This is a genomic window from Streptomyces zagrosensis, assembly GCF_014203645.1.
Classification (GTDB): Bacteria; Actinomycetota; Actinomycetes; order Streptomycetales; family Streptomycetaceae; genus Streptomyces; species Streptomyces zagrosensis.
In genome coordinates, this window is sequence record NZ_JACHJL010000010.1 from 138,839 (window position 1) to 158,131 (window position 19,293).

Annotated in this window: 16 protein-coding genes and 1 pseudogene; 12 read left to right on the forward strand and 5 right to left on the reverse strand. The window is 70.0% G+C overall.

Annotation, left to right across the window (positions count from 1 at the left end; all coding sequences use genetic code 11):
- Positions 1–408: 408 nt before the first annotated feature.
- The 4 genes from FHS42_RS19705 (at position 409) to FHS42_RS19720 (ending at position 5,037) form a co-directional block, all read left to right on the forward strand.
- The gene (locus FHS42_RS19705; RefSeq protein WP_376772646.1) at positions 409–2,052 is read left to right on the forward strand and encodes an ATP-binding SpoIIE family protein phosphatase; all 1,644 of its coding nucleotides are present in this window, start codon (positions 409–411) and stop codon (positions 2,050–2,052) included.
- A gap of 502 nt (positions 2,053–2,554) precedes the next feature.
- Entirely contained in the window at positions 2,555–2,767 is a 213-nt protein-coding gene (locus tag FHS42_RS19710; protein WP_184573698.1) for a hypothetical protein, read from the forward strand.
- Positions 2,768–2,832: 65 nt separating this feature from the next.
- The gene (locus tag FHS42_RS37275) at positions 2,833–3,096 is read left to right on the forward strand and encodes a WhiB family transcriptional regulator (RefSeq protein ID WP_312866956.1); all 264 of its coding nucleotides are present in this window, start codon (positions 2,833–2,835) and stop codon (positions 3,094–3,096) included.
- A gap of 1,041 nt (positions 3,097–4,137) precedes the next feature.
- A complete protein-coding gene (locus tag FHS42_RS19720; RefSeq protein ID WP_184573702.1) occupies positions 4,138–5,037 on the forward strand; it encodes a carbohydrate kinase family protein in 900 nt (299 codons plus the stop codon).
- Positions 5,038–5,154: 117 nt separating this feature from the next.
- Here the strand turns inward: FHS42_RS19720 and FHS42_RS38685 are convergent, their stop codons facing one another.
- Positions 5,155–7,302 (reverse strand): tetratricopeptide repeat protein, encoded by a 2,148-nt coding sequence (locus FHS42_RS38685; RefSeq protein ID WP_184573704.1) that lies wholly within the window; start codon positions 7,300–7,302, stop codon positions 5,155–5,157.
- A gap of 348 nt (positions 7,303–7,650) precedes the next feature.
- Here FHS42_RS38685 and FHS42_RS19730 point away from each other — a divergent pair, with 348 nt between their 5' ends.
- Positions 7,651–10,782 carry an AfsR/SARP family transcriptional regulator gene (locus tag FHS42_RS19730; protein WP_184573706.1) on the forward strand — a complete coding sequence of 1,044 codons (3,132 nt, stop codon included), beginning with the start codon at positions 7,651–7,653 and terminating at the stop codon, positions 10,780–10,782.
- 120 nt (positions 10,783–10,902) lie between these two features.
- Here FHS42_RS19730 and FHS42_RS19735 read toward each other — a convergent pair whose 3' ends face one another.
- Positions 10,903–11,718 carry an ArsR/SmtB family transcription factor gene (locus tag FHS42_RS19735; RefSeq protein ID WP_184574018.1) on the reverse strand — a complete coding sequence of 272 codons (816 nt, stop codon included), beginning with the start codon at positions 11,716–11,718 and terminating at the stop codon, positions 10,903–10,905.
- A gap of 229 nt (positions 11,719–11,947) precedes the next feature.
- Here FHS42_RS19735 and FHS42_RS19740 point away from each other — a divergent pair, with 229 nt between their 5' ends.
- The 5 genes from FHS42_RS19740 (at position 11,948) to FHS42_RS19760 (ending at position 15,733) form a co-directional block, all read left to right on the forward strand.
- Positions 11,948–13,126, forward strand: coding sequence for a CapA family protein (locus FHS42_RS19740; RefSeq protein ID WP_184573708.1), 1,179 nt, complete (start codon positions 11,948–11,950; stop codon positions 13,124–13,126).
- A gap of 295 nt (positions 13,127–13,421) precedes the next feature.
- The gene (locus FHS42_RS19745; RefSeq protein ID WP_184573710.1) at positions 13,422–13,934 is read left to right on the forward strand and encodes a methylated-DNA--[protein]-cysteine S-methyltransferase; all 513 of its coding nucleotides are present in this window, start codon (positions 13,422–13,424) and stop codon (positions 13,932–13,934) included.
- A gap of 154 nt (positions 13,935–14,088) precedes the next feature.
- On the forward strand, positions 14,089–14,391 hold the full coding sequence (locus FHS42_RS19750) for an Ada metal-binding domain-containing protein (RefSeq protein WP_184574020.1): 303 nt from the start codon (positions 14,089–14,091) through the stop codon (positions 14,389–14,391).
- Positions 14,388–15,053: a hypothetical protein gene (locus FHS42_RS19755; protein WP_184573712.1), complete on the forward strand. Its 666-nt coding sequence runs from the start codon at positions 14,388–14,390 to the stop codon at positions 15,051–15,053. The genes FHS42_RS19750 and FHS42_RS19755 overlap by 4 nt, the downstream gene beginning before the upstream one ends.
- Positions 15,050–15,733: an alpha-ketoglutarate-dependent dioxygenase AlkB family protein gene (locus FHS42_RS19760; protein WP_184573714.1), complete on the forward strand. Its 684-nt coding sequence runs from the start codon at positions 15,050–15,052 to the stop codon at positions 15,731–15,733. Before FHS42_RS19755 ends, FHS42_RS19760 begins: the two co-directional genes overlap by 4 nt.
- Here FHS42_RS19760 and FHS42_RS19765 read toward each other — a convergent pair.
- Positions 15,699–16,160, reverse strand: coding sequence for a pyridoxamine 5'-phosphate oxidase family protein (locus FHS42_RS19765; RefSeq protein ID WP_184573716.1), 462 nt, complete (start codon positions 16,158–16,160; stop codon positions 15,699–15,701). The two genes, FHS42_RS19760 and FHS42_RS19765, sit on opposite strands and share 35 nt — an antisense overlap.
- Positions 16,161–16,360: 200 nt before the next feature.
- Positions 16,361–17,236 (reverse strand): glycoside hydrolase family 19 protein, encoded by an 876-nt coding sequence (locus tag FHS42_RS19770; RefSeq protein WP_184573718.1) that lies wholly within the window; start codon positions 17,234–17,236, stop codon positions 16,361–16,363.
- Positions 17,237–17,528: 292 nt separating this feature from the next.
- Here FHS42_RS19770 and FHS42_RS19775 point away from each other — a divergent pair, with 292 nt between their 5' ends.
- A complete protein-coding gene (locus tag FHS42_RS19775; RefSeq protein ID WP_184573720.1) occupies positions 17,529–17,918 on the forward strand; it encodes a VOC family protein in 390 nt (129 codons plus the stop codon).
- A 75-nt stretch (positions 17,919–17,993) separates the two neighbouring features.
- On the forward strand, positions 17,994–18,770 hold the full coding sequence (locus FHS42_RS19780) for a class I SAM-dependent methyltransferase (RefSeq protein WP_184573722.1): 777 nt from the start codon (positions 17,994–17,996) through the stop codon (positions 18,768–18,770).
- Positions 18,771–18,840: 70 nt separating this feature from the next.
- On the opposite strand, the pseudogene FHS42_RS19785 reads toward FHS42_RS19780, so the two are convergent.
- Positions 18,841–19,194, reverse strand: a pseudogene (locus FHS42_RS19785) (HGxxPAAW family protein); the annotation flags it as partial.
- Between the last annotated feature and the right edge of the window lie 99 nt (positions 19,195–19,293).

The following is a 19,293-nucleotide window of genomic DNA, read 5'->3' on the forward strand; positions in this document are numbered from 1 at the left end:
GTGGTCACCGCCCCCTGGCGTGCCGCACCCTGCGCCGTTACCAGCAGAGAACGTCCGACACGCCAGGCCACACCTGGCAAGGGGCCAAGTGGGGGCTAGAGTCGGCGCTCCCGGCGGGGCGTGAGGAGCCGGAGCGCGGCAACAGCGGACAAGGAGGAGACGGACGTGGAGCAAGGCCGGAAGAACGACGCCGGGTTCAGCGCCACGGGCAACTCTTCCTCGGCCTCCGTTGACCACCCCGTTGCGCATCAGCACGCAGACCAGGACTCCGGGTCGGCCGAGCCCGCACCGCATGAGGGGGCCATCGGGCGCGCGGTGCACGACCAGGCGGCCAAGCCCACCGGGTACGACGGAGCGGCGCAGGGTGACGATGCGAGTGATCAGCTTGCGTGGCTGAACGAGGCGAGCGTGCGCATCGGGACCACGCTCAACTTGGTCACCACATCGCAGGAGTTGGCCGACTTCACCGTTCCCCGACTGGCCGATGCCGCCGCCGTGGACCTGCTGGAGTCCGTGCTCCACGGCGAGGAGGGCGCCCGCCCCGGCAGGGCCGGGCGCCCCGCAACGCGGGCCATGGCGGTATCCGCCATCGACGCGCTGACGTCCCTTGAGCCCGACCCAGTGGGCGAACTCAGCGCCACAGGGGCCGACAAGTACGCCACGGTCTGCCTGACGACCGGCAAGCCGGTGCTGGTCAGCAGGATCGGGCCTGACGAGTACGACCGGGTGGCGCCCACTCCCAGCGCTGCGGTACTGCTGCGCGCTGCGGGTGTGCACAGCTATCTGGTGGTACCGCTGATCGCCCGGGGCGTGCTGTTGGGCGCGGCCGACTTCATCCGGGCGGGCGACAGAGCCCCCTTCACCCAAGCCGACCTCGAACTGGCCACCCAACTGGCCTCGCGGGCAGCCCTGTTCGTGGATAACGCCCGGCTCTACGAGCGCGAACGCGAACACGTGGTGACCTTGCAGCGCAGCCTGTTGCCACGCGACACACCGCACACCCCGGGCCTGACGGTCAACCACTGCTACGCGCCCACGGCCGACCCCAGCGGCGTGGGAGGTGACTGGTATGACGTCGCGTCGCTGCCGGGTGGGCGCACCGCGCTCGTGGTCGGTGACGTGATGGGGCACGGGCTTTCGGCGGCGGCCACCATGGGCAGACTGCGCGCCGTCGCCCGGACGCTGATGGCGATGGACATGGCCCCAGATCGGGTGCTGGCCCGGCTCGATCTGGCCGCCCGCGACCTGGAGGAGGACCAGATTGCCACCTGTCTGTGTGCGGTGTACGACCCTGCCGATGCGAGCTTCACCGTCGTCAGCGCCGGACATCCGCTGCCGATGCTGATCGCGCCCGATGGCTCGGCATCCTTTGTGGAGGTGCCGGTCGGCGCCCCGATCGGCGCGGGGGTCATTCCGTACGACGGGCTGCGGGTTCCGGTGGAACCGGACAGTCGGCTGGTGCTCTACACCGATGGACTGGTCAAGTCGCGGACGGAGGACATCGACAAGCAGCTCAACCGGCTGTTGCAGTCGGCGCCGGCGCTGCGGTTCGCGGACCTTGACGCGGTGGCGCTCCACGACTTCGCCCCGGCCGGCAGCGAACGCTTCGATGAGGCCGTGCTGCTGGTAGCGGCGGCCCGACCGCCCGCGTCCGGGGTGGGGCTGCGGGTGTGGGAGCTGCCCGCGGACGGCTCGGCTGCGGGGGCGGCCCGCAAGTACGTCCGCGAGCAGCTTGACCTGTGGAGCCTCGGCGACCTTGCGGATGTCACCGAGTTGGTCGTCAGTGAACTCGTCGGCAATGCGCTGCGTTACGGGGGTGGCCCCGGCCGGCTGCGGCTGCTGTGTCACGACCGGCTCGTGGTGGAGGTCTCGGACACCGGCCCGGATCTCCCGCAGATCCAGCACGCATCCCTCAGCGATGAGGGGGGCCGGGGCCTGCAACTAATCAACATGCTCTGCCGGCGCTGGGGTTCGTGCCGTACGGCCACCGGCAAGGTGGTCTGGGCAGAACAGGACGTCCCGGCCGGGGCGGGCGAGCGGTCGGCGACCTAGAAGCCCTGGCGGTAGCAGGACGACACCGTGGGCGGAAAAGCTGTGTCTCGGCCTTGGCGCGCATCTCCTCGGTGGCGCGGCCGATTGTGGAGAGCGACACAGGCAGCTCCGCCAACAGTCCGCACACCGCGACCGCCGCCTCGGCGCGCATCTCTTCGCGGCAATCCCGGTCGGCCACGTCTGCGCCTTTCGGGCTTGGCCCCAACCAGACGCTTCGCGCAGCCTTTCGTGGCCAAATGCCCGTGGCTCGGGGCGTTTTACCGCCACAGGACATCAATTGCCCCCTACGCGCTGGGACGCTGCCGCACCGGCTGCGGGCCGGTGCCCGTGATGGCCAAACCCGCTCCGTTCGGCCTGTTTCCCGTTTACCCGCTGACAGCCAGGGGACCCGGTCACTGCTCGGCACTGAAGCCACGGGGCTGACAGCACACCGCTGCCCGCCGGACCGGGTTACACGACAGTCAGTCGCAGTGCAGAAAACGGGAGTTAAGGAGGCAGGGCAGTGATCGATCACACGAGCCAGGCAGCCAACGGGAGGGGGGTCACCTCCCCGGCCAAGGCGGCTCAGGAACCACCCGCACCGCACCAATGGCCTGTACGTACCGCCCAGCGCTCCGACGACGCGTCACCGCAGGCGGCCGGGGTTCACGGCGGCCTGCGCCGCTCCCCCGATGAGGTCCCGTTGGAGCCGCACATCGTACGGGGCGAGGACTGATGGCCGTGTCCCCAACGGCGGCAACCAACCGCACCGAGCCCTTCGCCCGCCCGGTAGGAGAAGGGGTGCCTGAGGGCCACGCGGACAGGTGGCGGCACGCCGCATGCGTTGATGAAGACCCCGAGTTGTTCTTTCCAGTCGGCGCCACGAGCCCGCGCACCCTTCAGCAGGAACAGGAGGCCAAGGCGGTCTGCGCGCGCTGCCCGATCATCGACATGTGCCGGGACTGGGCCGTGGCCACGGGCCAGACGCACGGCGTATGGGGCGGCACCAGCGAGCAGGAACGGGCGGTGCTGCTACGCCGGGCGCGACGCGAAAAGGCCAGGTAATAACGCCAGGTAACGAGGCCAGGTACGAGGCCAGGCAACGAATAAGCCCGATGGCCACCGGCGGGCGCCCCGAACGGGTCGGGTACGTGCGGCGAACGCCCCCTCGAATCCACCGAGTACGGCGGGCACGGCCACGTGCATCGAAGGCCACGCCGGGCCGAGGCACCCCCGGGTCGTCGGCTTCGAGTCTTGATGGCGCCTCCTTGCGAAACGGCTCGGGTCTTGGTGCCGCACAGCGAACACATGCGCCGCCGGCCTGGCAGTGTGCCCGACCAGCCGCCGACGTTCGCGCGAAGGTCTGTTCCCGCCGCACAGTTGGGCCGACTTCCCTGGTCATTGGCAGTTCACGCCCTCGGCCCGGGAGAGCGGGACAGCAAGCCAGCACGCCGCGATCCGCATGACATACCACAGTGATCCGGAGTCGGGTTGACGCGTCCGCCGTCCGATGTCCCGATCTTTGAGTTGCCCTCATCCGCTGGACCCACCCCGCCTCGTACCCATGTTCCCCTCTAGGGCTATGACATGGAGAAACCGGCACCGAAGACCGGAAGGCCAAGATCCGGACAGACTTTCGGAAGATGACCACCCCTCACCCGCACGAGCTACGCCAGTCGATTAGGGTTGCTACTGAGAGAGTAGACCAGAGCAACTCTGCAACTCCTCTCTGCCATTTGATTGTTGAACCTTGAGGAGAAGCGCGACCGTGCTGGGAATAATGATGTCCGGAATACCCGTGTTCGTAGAGATTCTGCGGTTCATGATCTGATTCTGCGGCCAGTTCGCGGCAATCCCCTCCCGCACCTCCGGCGTCAAACGATAGTCTCGGGCTCCCCCGCCCCATGCGGACGAGGGGCCCGCGGTCGTCCCGTCACGTGTGCCAGTCGTCCGCAAGCGTTCTGCAAGCATTCCGCGCAGCCCCCTGCCCCACGCTGATGGCAACGGGTGGGCCAGTGGCCGGGCGCGCGAGGCGTTCGGCACCCAGGCCCGACATGTGGCAAACGGCCTCGGGGGCATAACGTGGCAAATATCGTGATCGCAGGGATGACCAGACTGTCCATGACGGTGCCGGTGGACGGCTTCCCCCTCCAGTTCGACGCTTACCGCACTCCATCCTGGATGAGGTGTGCGGTGGTGGGCGGGGCGTACAACATCGCCGGTGCACTGCTGCGCCTGGGTGACACGCCTCGGCTGTGCACGCTGGTTGGGGCAGATGACGCCGGCGAGGTGATCAGAGCCGCGCTGCGGCGTTCCGCTCTGAACGGCCCGGGGGTGGTCACTGTGCCGGAATCGGCCAAGACGGTGATTTTGATCGAGCCCGATGGACGGGCGGCCCGCAATGGGTGGGCGAGTGGGCCCCGCGACTATCCGATGGAACGGTTCATCGAACGGGCCGTGGGGGCGGATCTGGCGGTGATCTGCGGCGGCGCGTTCGGGGAGCCGTTCCTTCCGGTGGCCAAGGAGCTCTTGAGTCTGCCCATCGCGACCGATCTGCATACCGCCCTCGATGTGGACCAGGTGGGGCAGCGGCCCTGGTTGGAGTGTGCCGACGTACTCTTCCGCAGCCATGAGCGTTTGTCGCGCTCGCCAGGGGAGTGGATCGCCGAGGTGCTGAGGCGGTACCCCGGCTGCCAGATAGCCGCCGTGGGGCGGGGCGACCGGGGATGTGCCATGGGTCTGCGGGACGGCAGGCTGGTGGAGATCGAGGCGGTACGTCCGCGCCCAGTGCGCAGCACGGACGGCGCGGGGGACGCACTGTTCGCCTCGTTCCTGCACGGCTGGCTGGCGTCGGGCGAGCCGGTAGAGGCGCTGAAGTCGGCCGTGCTCTTCGCCGGCTGGAAAGTCGGCGCGGAGTCGGCGGCCGAGGGGTTCCTCACCGGTGCCGAGCTCGCGGCGCTGCGGCACGTCTATCCGCTGCGGACCACGCTCGGTACCTGGCGCTGAACCGCCGGCGACCGGTGGCATCACGAGGATGCGCCATCGGCGGGGCGCCCGCCCGGCCCGTAGGCCCAAGTCGTCGCCACCGGTCAACCGCCGAAGCCCATCGAGCCGTTGCCGCTGTTACCCCGTTTCCGACAGGTTGGGCGGGGGCCCGCCGCCCGGCGCGCTCGGGTGTGGACCACCGCCCGGCGCCGGGTGCGGGTCCAGGCCCTCGTGGCGCCGAGCGACACGGTGAGCAGCGGAGTCGGCACCGAGCCTGCCGTACACGACGCCGGCACGTACGAAGCTGGTGCGCGCCGACGTGGCGTCGCCCTCCTCCTCGGCCAACTCGCCGAGACGTTCGTGGAGAGTGCCCGATTCGAACACGTCACCGCCTAGCGCGTCGTGCTCCATCAGGGCCGACTCCAGGTGTGCGCGGGCCGCGGGAAGGTCGCCGCGTCGCCAGTGCGCCTCGCCCAGGAACCGCTGGGCCAAGGCCGCGTGATAGGCGTCCCCGGCTGCGAGGAGGGCGGCGCGAGCCCGGGTCAGGTGGTCGATAGCCGCCTCGTGCTTTCCGGCCAGGCTCTCCGCCTCGCCGAGCGCCGCATACTCTCTGGCCTCGGCGTGGGTGTCTCCGATTTCGGCGTGAATGGCGAGCGCCTCGCGTAGCACCTGCTGAGCCCGCCCCAGGTCACCGGCGAAGCGGTAGGTGAGGGCGATATTTCGCAGCACCAGGCCCTCACCCCGCCGGTCGCCGATCTTCCGGCGAATATCGCCCGCCAACGCGAACTCGCGCAGCGCGTCCTCGTGCCGGCCGGCCTCCCGGTAGGCGACCCCGAGCCCGGAACGCAGCCGTGCCTGGCCAAGCTGGTGACCGCAGGCGATGGCCCCGGCAACACCCAGCCGGTACGAGTCGATCCAGTCGTGGTGGTAGCGCATCATGACGAACAGCGCCCACAGCGCTTCGGCCAGTTGCCAGTTCGCCTGGTGCATGCCCTGCTCCGCGGCCATGCGCTGGATAGCGAGCAGGTTGTGACGTTCCGTGTCGAGCCAGCTCAGCGCGGCGGTCGCAGTGTCGAACGCGACAGGTGCGGGGGGCGGGCACGCGTATGCCGCCGGTGGCCGTCGCCGCTTCGGATGCAGCAATCGGTCGGCCTCGTTGGCCCGGGATAGATAGTCGTCGGCCACCCGGGCGACGGTCTCCCGGCAGGCGCTCGGGGTCTCGTCCAGTTCAGCGCGGGTGCGCGCGTGTTGCTGGATCAGGTCGTGGAAGGCGTACCTGCCCGCGGCCGGGGTCGTCAGCAAGTTGGCCTCTACCAGGGCCGCCAGGCATCGCGGCACGTCGTTCACGGTGGGGGGCGTGGCCGCGACTGCCTGGGCTGCGCCCGTGCCGAATCCGGGCGTCGGGTGCAGGCCGAGCCGCCGATACAGGCGCGCGGCGTGGCCTGGTAGCAGGGCATAGGACTGGTCGAGGCTGGCGGTCATGGAAACCTCCTCGTCGGGTCTGCCGGACCGCAGGGCGGCGAGTCCGTCCGCGGCCGATGCGACGTTCCAATCCGGCCTGGTCGTCAGCAGCGCGGCCCCCACGCAGATGGCGAGTGGGAAGTGGCCGCATGAGTGCACGAGTCGCTGTGCCGCGGCGTCGTCGGCCACCCGGTCGCGGCCGGCAACTTTGCCGAGCAGTTCGACGGCCGACGCGGTGTCCAGCGGCTCGACGTGCAGCACATCGGCGCCGTCCAAAAGCAGTGAAGCCAACCGCCAGCGGCTGGTCACCACGCAGGCGCCGGCCGGACCCGCGGGCGCGAGCGGGCGGATCTGTGCCGCGGAGACGGCGTTGTCGCACAGCACGGCGATCCGCCGGTCGGCGGTGACGGTCCGGAACAATGCCGCCTGCTCCGGGAGTTCGGCCGGCACCCGCTCGGGCTCCACTCCGAGTGCGCGCAGGAACCACGGCAAAACCACGCTGGGGGCCACTGGATCGCCCGCCTCGTGACCGCGCAGGTCCACGTAGAGCTGTCCGTCTGGAAACTGGTCGCTGCACCGGTGCAGCCAATGCACCGCGAGCGAGGTCTTGCCGACGCCCGCGGGTCCGCTCAGCAGTGCGAAGGCCCGGGTGCCGGAGCCCAGCAGCCCGTCAAGCCGCGCCAGCAAGCGGGATCGGTTGGTGAAGTGCCGCGGGTCTGGCGGGAGTTGCCTCGGCGGCAGCCGGTGGGCGCCGGGCGTACTGATGTGGATGTTGCCGTGGATGGCTCCCGCCTGGATGCTTGGCCCGTACACCCGTCCGGACACGGCGTTGTGCGCGTCACCGGGCCGTGACCCATCCGATGGCCGGCGACCGTCTCCCCCCACGCCATCCCCCAAGGCTCTTGAAAGCGGTCCCCTAGGGACGGGAACAAGGGGCGCGGAGCGGCTCCCCCTCATCACGGCTGCCCAGGGCGGGCATCGAACAAACGGTCACCAGGCGCGCACGTACGGTGCCAGGCGTCCGTTCGCACGCCGTGCTCCGTGCGCGCGACTGAGCGCCCCTCGTGCCTCCGGCGCCGGCTCACCACTCCCTACGCTCGTTGAAGCCGCCGTGGCACAGTAGTCGATGGTCAGTCAGCGAGATGGGGCACAACCGGCGCAAGGGGGCCGCTGGTGGAGTTCCGGGTACTGGGCCCGTTGGAATTGTGGGTGGACGGCAGGCAGTACCAGGTGGGCTCCGGTAAGGAGCGCCGTCTGCTCGCGGTCCTGCTCTGTGCGGGAGGCGCGTCCGTCCCCGTCGATACGCTGCTGCGCCGGGTGTGGGAAGAGCGCCCGCCTGCGAGCGGCTCCGCGACCTTGCAAAGTTGCGTGTCGCGGCTGCGCAACCAGTTGCGGGCCGCCGTTGGCGACCGGGCCCACGTGGAGTTCACGGCGCGCAGCTACGCCCTGCGGGTCGCCGATCCGCACTCCATCGACCTGCACCGATTTCAGTCGCTGTCGCGGCAGGCCCGGGCGGCGGCAGCCACCGATCAGCATCGCGCGGTCACGCTGCTGCGGTCGGCCGAGGTGCTGTGGCGGGCGGAGCCGCTGATGGAGTTCAGCGGCAGTTGGGCTTCGGCTACCCGCAGACGGTTGACGGAGGACCTGCGCCGGGCGCGGGAGCAGCGCATCGCTTTGGAGCTGGACCTGGGGCGGCACGCGGATCTAGTGGGCGAGCTGTACGAACTGATCGCGCACGATCCGGGCGCCGAACCGTATGCACGCCAACTGATGCTCGCGCTGTACCGGTGCGGTCGGTACGGTGCGGCACTTGGCGTGTATCGCGACATACGGCGCCACGTGGCGGAGGAACTGGGATGTGACCTGAGCCCGGAACTGGCCGAGTTGCACCATCGGATGCTGCGCCGCGACCCGAAGTTGCGCGGTCCGGTCTCCGCTCCCCCACCGGCCGCGGCTGCGCCGCCGGACAGCCTGCCGCGTGACATTGGGGATTTCACCGGGCGCGGCCATGAGTTGGGCAAGTTGCTGGCGCATCCGGAGCCGGGGGCGACCGCCATGTCGCTCACTGTCATCCACGGCATGGGTGGTGTCGGTAAGACGGCCCTGGCCACGCACGCGGCGCATCTGCTCGCCGAGCACTTTCCTGGCGGCAGGTTCTACGTGTCGCTGCGTGCCCACCATGAGCAGCCGCCGGTCGATCCGAAGGATGCCCTCGCCGCGCTGCTCCTTTCGGTGGGCGTGCCTACCGAGGACCTCCCCGCCTCGCTGGACCGCAGGGCGGCCCTGTGGCGGGAGCGGATGGCGCACAGCCGTGCACTGCTGCTGCTTGACGACGCGCGGAGCACCGAGCAGGTGGTCCCGCTGCTGCCGGGGGCCCGCACCTGTCGGGTCTTCGTCACCAGCCGCCATCGGCTCGCGGACCTGCAAGGGGCGTGGTCGGTGTGCCTGGAGGTGCCCGACACGGTGGAGGCGACGGCCATGTTCACCCGCATCGCGGGCGCCGACCGGGTGTCCGACACCGCGGCGGTACGGCAGGTCGTCGCCCTGTGTGGGCGTCATCCACTGGCCATCCGGCTGGCGGCCAACCGCTTCCGGCACCGGGAGTCGTGGGGCGTACATGATCTGGCCGACCAACTCACGCAGTCGGCCCGGCCGCTGGCCGAGATCGACGCGCCACCCGGCATCGCCTCCGCGTTCGATCTCTCTTACGCCGGACTGGGCACGGCCCACCAACGGCTGTTCCGGCACCTGGCGCTGCACCCGGGGCCCGACCTCACGCTCCCCGCGGCGTGCGCGCTCGCCGCCGGGGAGCCGGCCCAGGTCCGTGCGGGGCTGGACGCGCTGCTCGACGCGCACCTGCTCGAAGAACCCGTCATGGGCCGGTATCGGCTACACGACGTCGTACGGGACTTCGCGCTGCGCACCGGTGAGCGCGAGGACGCAGAGGAGGTGCGACACCGTGCGGCGCGCAGCGTAGTAGAGCACTATCTGTCGGTCGCCGACCACGCGGACCGGCTCGCCCATCCGCAGCGCCGCCGCCTACCGCTCAGCACGCCACTCCCGGAGCCGCGGAACGCGCCGCAGGACGCGGACGCCGCCGCCGCGTGGCTCGACCTCAACCGGGGCAACCTGCTTGCGGCGGCCCGGCTAGCGACCGAGCTCCACCCAACGGCAGCCATGGCCTTCCCCCATGTGCTGGACCGGGCGGTGCACATTTGGGGCATGTGGGAGGCCGCCGCGGAGCTGAACGCGGTGGCGCTGCGCCTCGCCCGGGGGCATGGCGACCCGGTGACCGTTCCCCGGTTACTCGTCGAACGTGCCGCCCTGCTGCGGCCCCAGGGGGCCCATGAGGAGGCGATGGCCTGCGCGCGGGAGTCGCTGGCCGGTGGCGAGGCCGCGAAGGACCATCGGCTACAGGGGGAAGCGCTGGACCAGATGGGGATCGTTGATCTGGTCTCGGGGCGGCTTGCGGAGGCGTTGCGCAGGTTCCGCGCCGCGCTGCCGCTGCACCGCTCCGTGGGCAACCGCGACGGGGAGGCTGAGACGCTGAACCATCAGGGCATCGTCCTCGCTCACCTAGGACGACTCCAAGACGCCGCGGGCCAGTTCCACACCATGCTCGCGCTTCACGAGGACGCCGAAAACGCGCATGGGCAAATCAAAGCGCTCAACAACATCGGCGAGGTCTACAGCCTTCAACTGCGGCATGCGGAGGCCCGGGAGTACTACGAGCGTTCCCTGACCCTGGTCCGCCGCGTGGGGGGACGGCAAGAGCTGGCGATCTTGTACAACAACCTCGGCAATCTGTGCCGGGAGGCCAAGGAGTTCCCGCAGGCGCTCACGTACTTTCAACTCGCGCTGGAGACCTACCGAGACATCCACGACGCCTCCGGCCAGACGGATTCGCTGGTCAACCTGGGCATTACGTACCAGGCGGACGGGCAGTACGGCGAAGCCCGGGTCTATCTGGAGCTGGCGGACCAGATCGCCCGCCTCATCGGCGACCGGCACCAACAGCAGCGAGTGTTGACCGCGACCGGCGTCGCCCAGCGGGCGCACGGTGAGTACGCCACCGCGCTGCGCACCTACCGGGCGGCTCTCGACTTGGCCAGGGAGCTGGACAGGCCATACGAGGAAGCGCATACGTTGGGTGCCATCGCCGAGATCGTCCACACGGAGCACGGCGCGAGTGCCGCCGCGCCGCACTGGCGCGAAGCGTTGGCGCTCTACGAGCGGCTCGGCCTCGCCCGGCAGGCCGAGGACCTGCGCAGCCGCGCGGCGGCGGCAGGGGGCCCTGTCGCGTAGCCGACGCACTGCACCGGCCCGCCTCGCAGTGCGCTCACCGCCCCCAGGTGTGCGGGCCAGCACGCGCTCGGCCGCGGCTCCGGCTGCCACCCTGGCCCCCGGAGCCGCGGCCTGCGGACGTTACGCGCGGTGCGCGGGGGCCAGCCGCTTGCCGTCCTCCAGGAGGGTCTTCATCCCGGACAGGATGAGCGTCCAGCCGAAGGAGACGGATTGCAGCATCTTGCTGTCCGGGCTGTCGAAACCGTCATGGACGATGGTCAACTTGGTGCCCGCCGAAGGCTCCTCCGCCGGTTCGATGGTGAAGGTGACCTGGGAGCGCTCCTTGGTGGCCTCGGCGAACTCCTCGTCGGATGTGATGCCCACCATCTCGCGGTGCTCCTCCTGGAGCGGGTGCCAGGTGTAGGCCAGTCGCTTGCCGGGCTCCGCCTCCAGGACGCGTTGGCCGTAGTCCTTGTATGCGCCGTTCGGGTCCATCTTCCACTCCACCGGGGACCCGACCTGCCAGTCGGAGCGCGGCCCTGTGCCCTCCATGTAGACAGCGACGAACTCGGGATCGGTGAGCGCCCGGTAGATCTCCTGCGGAGTGCTTTGGATGTAAATGACGTAAACGTATGCGGGCTTGCTCATCGTTCGTTCCTCCAGGGTTCGCTTCAATTGGGACAACGCCGTAAGCCGTCCGTGTTCGTACTGGCCGATCCAGCGGTCTGCTAGTTCGCGGATCGGCACCGGATTGAGGTAGTGCAGCTTCTCCCTGCCGTGTCGGACGGTGCTGACCAGACGGGCAGCCTCCAACACCGCCAGGTGCTTGCTCACGGCCTGACGGCTCATCTCCAGGTCTTCACTCAGTTCACGCAGGCTTTGGCCGTTGCGCTCGTTGAGCCGGTCGAGCAACCGCCTGCGGCTTGCGTCGGCAAGCGCCTTGAATACCTCGTCCACGGGCACCCCCACGTCCACCATAGGCAACCTTTTGGTTGCTTGTCCACCGCGGATGCCGGGACTCCGCCGCCATGGCGCAACAGTCGGGCCGGTTGGCCGTACCACCGCCCCCCTTCAGGCGACTCCCATGGCGCGCCTCCTTCGCCGGGTAAATCCTCATAACAACAGAAACATCCGATATGGAAGTTTCTTTGGGATGCGCATCGCGCAGATGAGGAGCGAACCGGTGATGAGATGGGCACGCCATGGAGCGGCGGTGATCGCCGCAGCCGTGCTGGGCACGCTGGCGGGGTGCACCGACCAGCAGGATGGGAACCGTGCGGCAGACGGCGCACGGCGGGCGGAACGCGATGTCAAGGCAGCCGTGCCCAAGGCAGGCACGGGGGGCTTCAGCCTGGTCGCCACGGGCGACCTGCTGGTGCACGACTCGATCATTCGGCAGGCGCGCGCCGATGCAGGCGGTTCCGGCTACGACTTCGGCCCGATGCTCGCCGCCGCCGCACCGCTGGTCTCCGAGGCCGATCTGGCGATCTGCCACATGGAGACGGTGTACGGCCCGCGGGGCGGCCCGTACGCCGGCTACCCGCTCTTTCACACCCCACCGCAGATAGCCAAGGCGGTACGCGCCATGGGCTACGACGCGTGCTCTACCGCCTCCAACCACAGCCTGGACGCCGGCCCCGAGGGGGTCTCCCGCACGCTCGACGCCATGGACGCGGTGGGGCTCAAACACGCCGGCTCCGCCCGCACCGCACGAGAGCGTGCTCGCCCGACGCTGCTACAAGCGGGCGGGGCGACCGTGGCTCAACTCGCTTACACCTACGGCACCAATGGCATTCCGGTGCCCAAGGACCGCCCCTGGTTGGTGAACACGATCGACCCCGAGCGCGTCATCGCCGATGCCCGTGCGGCCCGCGATGCGGGAGCCGACGTGGTCACGGTCAGTCTGCACTGGGGCACCGAGTGGCAGCAGGCCCCCGACGAGCAGCAACTCGCGCTCGCCCGCCAACTCACCCGCTCCGAGCGCGCTGGCCGGCGCGATATCGACCTGATCATCGGCACCCATAATCATGTGCCGCAGGCCTACGAGAAGGTCAACGGCACCTGGGTGGTCTACGGTCTTGGCGATCAGATCGCCGGGCGCATGGATGACCACCGCGGCCAGCAGGGCTCCGCAGCCCGCTTCACCTTCGCCCCGCCGACCAGGCCCGGCGCGCCGTGGTCGGTGCGAAAGGCCGAGTTCATTCCGTACGTCATGGAGAACGACCCGCGGCTACGGCTCGTAGACCTCGGCAAGGCCCTGGCGGACGACCCGCACCATGCGGACTACGCGCGGGCACGTGCCGAGATACGCGATGCCGTGCTGGAGCGCGGAGCGGGGGCGGCGGGGCTGCGCATGGGGCACTGACACGGCGGGCGAGCCTCCGGTAAGGCAAGGCCAGACAAGACCAGCAAGGCCAGACAAGGCCGAGCAAGACCGGTCCAGGCCGAACAAGGCCGGGCAAGGCCGGGCAAGGCCGGGTCGGGCAGCCGGTTATGGTGCCGGGGGGCCAGGTGCGCGGCCGGTGCACAGCCACCCTGGCCCGGCCGGCTCAGCGTCACAGCCCGCTCAGCGTCACGTCCGAAACCCGCCAGACGACCCGGCTGACGTGGCGCAGGCTGGTACCCGTACAGCTTGAGGAAGACAACGGAAGGACAGGCCGATGACGGTCTACACCACCATCGACAGCCCCCTGGGGGAGCTGCTGATGACGGGCGATGAGGACCCGGCGGCCAGCAGCGGTACCACGGTGACCTCACTGTCCATGCCGGGCCAGCGCAACGCGCCCACGATCGGGCCGCAGTGGCGCGCGGACCGGGCGGCGCTCGCTGAGGCGGCAGAGCAGGTAAAGGCGTACTTCGCCGGCGCCCTGACCAACTTCGACCTCCCCTACACGGTCGGCGGCTCGGACTTCCAGCGGCGAGTGTGGCAGGCCCTGGAGACCATCCCCCACGGCACCACGACGACCTACGGCAAGATCGCCGAGCACATCGGCGCCCCGCGCTCGGCCGTCCGCTCGGTCGGCACGGCCATCGGCGCCAACCCGCTGCTGATCCTGCGCCCATGCCATCGCGTCATCGGCGCCAACGGCTCGCTGACCGGCTACGCGGGCGGCCTCGACCGCAAGGAGACGCTGCTCGTGCACGAGGGCGCGCTCCCGGCGCGCCTTGGCTGAAAGCGCCGCGCGGGCAGCGGCTGAGCCGACCGAAGACGCCGCGGGGCCCCGGGCGGCGGGGTCCAAGGCAGCGCGGTCCCGGGTTGCGGAGCCCAAGCCCGCGCGGTCCGGGGCGGCAGGGTCCCAGCCGGCCGCGGCGCGTCGGCGGTACACCTTGCTCGGCCGCGATAGGCGGCCGTACGCAAGCGTCCTGCCAGGCACGCTCGGCGGTCACCGCGCGGGCCGGCTGTACGGGCGGCTCGACTGCCCCAGCGCGCTGCGGGCACTCGACCGGGGCGAGTACCGGTCGCAACGTGTCTTCTTCGCCGATGAGGTGACCGCGCGGGCGGCTGGGTACCGGCCGTGTGCCGTGTGTCTGCCGCAGCAGTACGCACGGTGGAAGGCGCACGCCGGCGCGGCCCGGCCGCATGAGCCCGAAGAGATAACTGAGCCAGTGACATCGAAGGAGTCTCCATGACGAAGTCAAGCCGCTTGCGCGACTGGCGGGGCGGAGGTGAAGACCCGGTCGTCGCGCAGCAGGGCCCACACACCGAGCTCGAACTCCGGGCCCTCATCGCCTTGTTGCATGACCAGCGGCCTCGTGTTCGGTCCGTCAGCATCGGCCACGCCCGGAACTCCGCTGCACGCGCGGCGGCCAGGGCGTTCGCCGCCGCATGGCGCGCCGACAACGCCTTCGGGCGTACGGAGGACAGCGCGGGCGCAGCGCGGGAAGCAGCCGACAACATCGACGCCGCCATCGATGAGCACACGGTACTGGCCGTCGTGGACTGGCCCGAACAAGCGGCGTCGTGGCTGCGGCAAGCGCGGCGGTTCGCTGCCGGGGCACCTGATGCCTGGGTGGTGTGCGGCGCCCCGGCGGGATGGGCGCGGATGGCGCGCCGGCTGCGGCTGAGCACCGACTGGTCCCCGGCGCACACCTACGCCTTCGCTTCTCTGGGCACTGCGGACATGGTGGAGTTGGCCGGTGCGCAGACCGTGGAAGGGCTGCGCGGCGTCACCTCGCAGGGCGGGCACTGGGAGATCAGCCGCGGCGGGATCACCCTCCTCTCGCCCCGGTCGCCATCCCCGTCAGCGGACCCGCTCCCGCTGCCCACGTCCTGGGCAAAGACCCGCTCATGAACGCCCTGCTCCCGCGTCCTCACACCACCCTCGCTCCCGGCGCCGTGCACGTACCGGGCTGGCTGGCACCCGGCGCGCAGCGTTCGCTGGTCACGGCCTGTCGGCAGTGGGCGGTGGGCCCGGTACCCATGCGGCACACCCGGTTGCCCCGGGGCGGGACGATGTCGGCGCAAACTGTCTGTCTGGGCTGGCATTGGAAGCCGTACATCTACACGCGCACGGCGGACGACGTCAACGGCCAGCGGGTCGCACCGCTTCCGCAGTGGCTGGTGGGGCTGGGGCGGCGTGCGGTGGCCGACGCGTACCAGGACCCGAGCGCCGGGGAGGCATACACCCCCGACACGGCGTTGATCAACTTCTATGACGCGGTCGCCACGATGGGCATGCACCAGGACAAGGACGAACGTTCCAGCGCCCCCGTCGTCTCGCTCAGCCTCGGCGACACCTGCGTCTTTCGGTTCGGCAATACCGAGACGCGTACCCGTCCGTATACGGACGTCGAGTTGTGCTCGGGCGACCTGTTCGTCTTTGGCGGCCCGTCCCGCTTCGCGTACCACGGCGTACCGAAGGTGTATCCCGGCACCGCCGACCCGGCTGACGGCCTGGCCCGGGGACGGCTGAACATCACCCTGCGCGTCACCGGCCTCACCGACGAGCCGTCCACGCGCCGTCGCGCATGAGTACGCGCCCAGCCAGCTCGTTCTCCTCCCGCCATGCCTTGATGACCCGCGGCGTGATCCGCATGTATATCCACTCGGTCTGCTGCCTGGGGTCCCAGACCAGCTTGGCCGCGAAGGCGTCGGCCGCCGCGGCCGGCAGCCGGGCGGCGTCGATGAGTTGGCCCGTGCCCTCGATCAGCACGACGTCCCGGGTGTGGCCGAGCGTCACGATGACGCTCGTACCGGAGGCGAGGTTGCGTGCCGTGGGCGTGGTGCGCTTGGTGCACATCAGCAACGACTCGCTCTCCCAGACGAAGGAGAGCGGCACCAGGCACGGCTGACCATCCGGCGATGCGGTAGCGACCCAGGCATCCTGCTCCGCGCGGAGCAGTTTCATGGTGTCCTGCTTGCGCTGCTCTGGGGGGCGTGCGGGTTCGGTTGTCGTCATGACCGGGACGGTAGCCGCGCGCTATGACGGCGGGATCGGGCGGGGGGCCTAGTCCTGTGGTCGCAGACCCGGCGCCAGCCTGGGAGGACGTGCGCCGGTGCGGCGCCACTGTGTGCCACTCGGCGCCGGCCGACACAAGGCCCCGGCCGGGGCGGCGTACCGCAGCGGCCGGGGCTCAGGTGTCGGGGGTGGCAGGTGCGTCAGCAGCTCAAGTTCGAGCCGGGCGTGGTGCCCAGGACCTGCACGAAGCGCTGGTAGTTGTTGATCCGGCTCTGCACCTGGTTCGGGTTTCCGCCGTTGCACTCCAAGCTGCCGTTGATGGAACGGATGGTCTCACCGAAGCCCGCACCGTTGACCATGGCGTTGTGCGGGGTCATCGTGCCGGGGCCGGACTGGGTGTTCCAGTACCACAGGGCGGTCTTCCAGGCCACGGCCGCATCGTTCTGCACGAGCGATGGGTTGCGCAGCAGATCGATGCCGAGCGCATCGCCCGCCGCCTTGTAGTTGAAGTTCCAACTGAGCTGGATGGGGCCGCGTCCGTAGTACGCGTCCTGCCCGGCGGGGCAGCCGTAGGGCTGCGTCCGGTCGCAGTAGTGCGGGTAGTTGGCCTGGTTCTGCTCGACGATGTGCACCAGGCCGCCGGTCTCATGGCTGACGTTGGCGAGGAACGCCGCGGCCTCCTGACGCTTGACCGTCTCACTTCCGGTGTTCGCGAAGGCCGGGTACGCGCTGAGCGCGTCGGTCAGCCCGCGGTAGGTGTAGAAGGGGTTCCGGTTCGGGAACATCTGGTTGAACTGGGCCTCGCTGACCACGAAGCCCTTCGTTTCACCATCGCCGCCACACGTGCCCTGGTCGGTCCACACCTGGGTCGAGCCGGGCTTCTCGTTTTGGGTCCACCACTTCGCCAACCAGTTATGACCGTTGTACGAAACGGTTTTCCCGCCCGTGTAGACGGCGGAGTTGCTCCAACCTGCGGCGCACGTCGTCGCGGCGGAAGCGGAGGGTCCGGGCAGGAAGAGGGCGAGTGTGATGGCCGAGGCCACCGCGGTGAGCAGGGCGAGCAAGCGCTGTCTCAAGTGACTCTCTCCTTCGCGCAGCCAGCGGGGGTCCGGTGGCTCCTGGGGGTGAGGGAACCAAACCCGATCGCCCTGAACCTGTCAAGGTCTAGACCAAAAGGTGGCAGCGGGCACCACCGTGCCCGATCGAGCTGCGAACGGTGCTGCCCAGGTGGGGCGCCGTGAGACACGAACGCAGGGGGCGGCACAATGCGGTGGACTGAGCACATCGGGCGAAGCAGGCTATGTCCGTCCGAGCACACTCCTGACACCCTTTGGCGCCCCTCCGTTCGACTCTGCCCTGGAGCACCCCATGCGCGTGACCGCCTTCGACCATCTCGTGCTCACTGTTGACGACGTTGAGCGCTCGCTCGCCTTCTACTGCGGACCGCTGGGCCTGGACCCCGTGCGCGTGGCGGAGTGGCGCGCCGGCGAGGTGCCCTTCCCCTCGGTGCGGGTGAGCCCGACGACCATCATCGACCTCGTGCGGCGCCAGGAAGGTACTGCGCGTGGCACCAACGTCGATCACATCTGCCTGACCGTCGAGCCGCTCGATTGGCAGCAGGTCATCGACTCGGGCCAATTCACGGTCCTGGACGGTCCCGGCGAGCGCTTCGGCGCCCGCGGCGTGGCCCAGTCGCTGTACGTGAGCGACCCGGACGGCAACACCGTAGAACTGCGCTGGTACCCGCACGATGCCTGAGCCATCGCGCCGCGCGGGCGCAGCGGCTGCCCGCACCGAGGTCCCCGGGTTGCGCCGCCATCGGGCGGGCTGCGCATGAGCGGGCGTCTGCCTCCCGCCCTGGAGCGGGCCTTGGCCCTGTTCGATGAGCCGCCCAGCACGCCGCCGGACACCACGCGCGGCTATCTCGACCTCATAGGCGCTCACGGCTCGCCGCCCAGCGGCGTGGCCCAGGCGCTGATGTCCACCCGGGCCGTGCCCGTGGTCTACGAGCGGTGGTGGCGTCCGCTGTGGAGTTGGGTGGCCAAGGGCGGCCCAGCCGGGCCGAGCATGGCCGATGAGCACCGCATCGTACGCGAGCAACTTGCCCTGACGCAGGGGCATACGGTGCTCGACATGGCCTGCGGTCCCGGCAACTTCAGCCGCGGCCTGGCGCGGGTCGTGGGCGACAGCGGCCTGGTGCTGGGGTTCGATGCCTCAACGAGCATGCTGGACAAGGCCGTGCAAGAGACCGACGAGTCGAACGTGGCCTATCTGCGGGCCGATGCCACGGCGCTGCCGCTGCGCGCCGGCTGCTGTGACGCGGTGTGCTGCTTCGCCGCACTGAATATGTTCGCGGACCCCATGGCGGCGCTCGATCAGATGGTGCGTGTGATGGCGCCGGGCGGGCGTCTGGTCATCTTCACCACGTGTCAGCCTGCCGGCGGCAGCCCGGCGCTGCGCCAACTGCTTCGCCGCACCTCCGGCATGTGGCTGTTCGGGCGTACCGAGCTCACCGACGCGCTGCGGGAGCGGGGCCTGTGCGAGGTGGGGCAGCGAGTGGCCGGGTTCACCCAGTTCGTATGGGGGCGGGTGCCTGAGCCGGCACCGTAACGGCAGGCGCGTGCTCGCCGTGCACGTCAACGGGGATCTCGTTGCCGCCGATACAACCAGCGGGGCCAGCGGGACCAGTGCGGCCAGCGGGGCCCGCACGGAAGGCGGCGGCTGCCGGCTTCGGCTGCCGCCCGGCCAGCCGGCAGCCGAGGCAGCCCGGGTGCCCCTGACGCGCCGACAGGTCCCGCGTTCGCATCCCCCATTGGCCGCGGGGCCGCACCCCACCCGGCTTGCCCCAACCCGCCAGGTGCAGCACCCAGGTCAGCAGCGCAGCCGCCACCATGACGCCAACGCCCAGCCAAACGCCCATCGGACGCCAGATCGCAACGCCGACCCCGGCGACGGCCGAGCCGGTGACGGCGAGCACGCAGCCCGTCCAGCCGGCGATGGTGTGCCCCTCGTCCCACTGAGCGTGTGCGCTCATGTGTTTCCCCTTCGGGCTGCGCGGTGAGGCGCGGGTAATGTCCACTGAACAGGAATGGTTTAGCTCACGAACTAAGTATCTTAGATACTAAGGAGACTT